The 1,735-nt window shown below is 41.2% G+C and carries 1 protein-coding gene; it reads left to right on the top strand.

The window, feature by feature from the left end:
* Nucleotides 1-117 precede the first annotated feature (117 nt).
* Nucleotides 118-1,509 carry an IS1380 family transposase gene (locus QA601_18845; protein ID MDG5817160.1) on the top strand — a complete coding sequence of 464 codons (1,392 nt, stop codon included), beginning with the start codon at nt 118-120 and terminating at the stop codon, nt 1,507-1,509.
* Nucleotides 1,510-1,735: the final 226 nt, after the last annotated feature.

Here is a 1,735-nt window from a genome sequence, read left to right as displayed (position 1 = left end):
TCTAAATCGAACGATACATTTACATAAAAAAGCACCCTTTGAGGCGTTTCATGTAGTAGATTATAGGTGAAAAGCTTATAGCTACTAACAAGAAAACAACACTCAAAAGGTGATACAATGAAGATAGGTTACGACAGAAAAGAAAGCAAGATAAGTGATGTTGAAATCACCAACGACACTCTTTCAGGCAGGGGTGGATTGAGTTTTATACTTCGATACCTTGATAGGACAGGTTTCTTACCAATGATTGAAGAAAAATTTGGTCATTTACGGAAAAGCGGCAAAGGTGAATCAATCAGTGAATGTGCCAGACAATTTATATCATTTTGTATGGATGGCACCAAACACTCAATAGCACGGTTTGATGAACTCAAAAAAGATCCTGGATATGCAGCAGTAATTGAGCGCGATGTTGATGAACTACTTAGTACTGCATCGATGAAGCGTTTTTTCAGCAAGTTCAACGGCAACTCCTATTCATCATACCGGTCACTTTTGAATGAGCTTTTTATCTGGCGCCTTAAACAGGAGAAACCCTCAGTTGTCGTATTACACCTGGACACTATGGTACTTGATAATAATGGTGCCAAGGTACGAGAAGGTTGTAACGTAACATATAAAAAGGTGCTTGGCTTTCAGCCTCTTCAGATCAACTGGGGGCCATACATTGTCGACATGCAGTTTCGTAGCGGCGAAAAGCATTCCAATCACGGTAACGATGCAAAAGAGGCTGTTGCCCGTTTGGTCCGGTTTATCAGGGGACGCTATGATGAACAAGTACCGATAATTCTGAATGCGGATAGCGGATTTTTATCCGATGAGAACCTGCAATATTTTGAGAATGAGTTGAAGATTAAGTATGTTGTTATTGGAAAGCTCTATTCATCAGTATATAAAACGCTGCAAAGCATTACTACCCCTGTGAGCGCACGGGTGAAGGCCAAACGTGCATCATGGGTATGTTATGATTTTATGAGCAAACTCGATCGCTGGGAAACAAGCCGTCGTACAATATTGACGACACTTGTAGCCGATGAAGATCAGTATGTTCTTGAGGGGATACGCGACACGGTTATGTACACCAATCTTGGAAACAATGACGATGCCGATGGTGAACTGAAAAATCGTAACCGGTACGACCTGTTACAAACGGAAGCGATCGTTAAACTCGCTCATCATAATGGAGAAGAGGAACTCAACCACCGGTCGATTAAAGAGTTCATGGGGAGTGAGCACCTTCCTTTTACCCATTTTGGCATGAATGGCGCATATTATTCGCTTATGGTGATCAGTCATTTCCTCATGGAATCATTTCGTAAAGACATTGCTGGCGATATTATCCCACAGCGTTGCTATGCTACACGCATTCGACGTGAGATAATCGATATCGCGGTAAAAGTAGTTCACACGGGGCATCGAATCATTTTAAAGACGACGCGCTCCGTTTGGGAGTTACTGGATATTGGCAATTTATGGATAAAATGCAACTCTCGGGTTGCAATTACCTGAATAATAGTGATTGGCAATTTGAAATATGGGGTGAAGTGTGTTCGGTAAGTCCCTAATGTAAACTTTTGGCGTTGAGCAGGAAGGTTTTCATAAGGTGAGGGCTTAATTTTCAATCTTTCTTGCTCAAAACTAATTACCAACGAACCATTCTGTCCTCTGTTTTCGGTCACAAGGATCATCTCGATCGAAAAATATCTTTTTTTGTATATAAATCGTACGATTTAGG

Source organism: Chitinispirillales bacterium ANBcel5 (assembly GCA_029688955.1).
Lineage (GTDB): Bacteria > Fibrobacterota > Chitinivibrionia > Chitinivibrionales > Chitinispirillaceae > Cellulosispirillum > Cellulosispirillum alkaliphilum.
The sequence above is the reverse complement of the archived record's forward strand: the minus strand, read 5'-3'. Positions and strand labels throughout refer to the sequence as shown.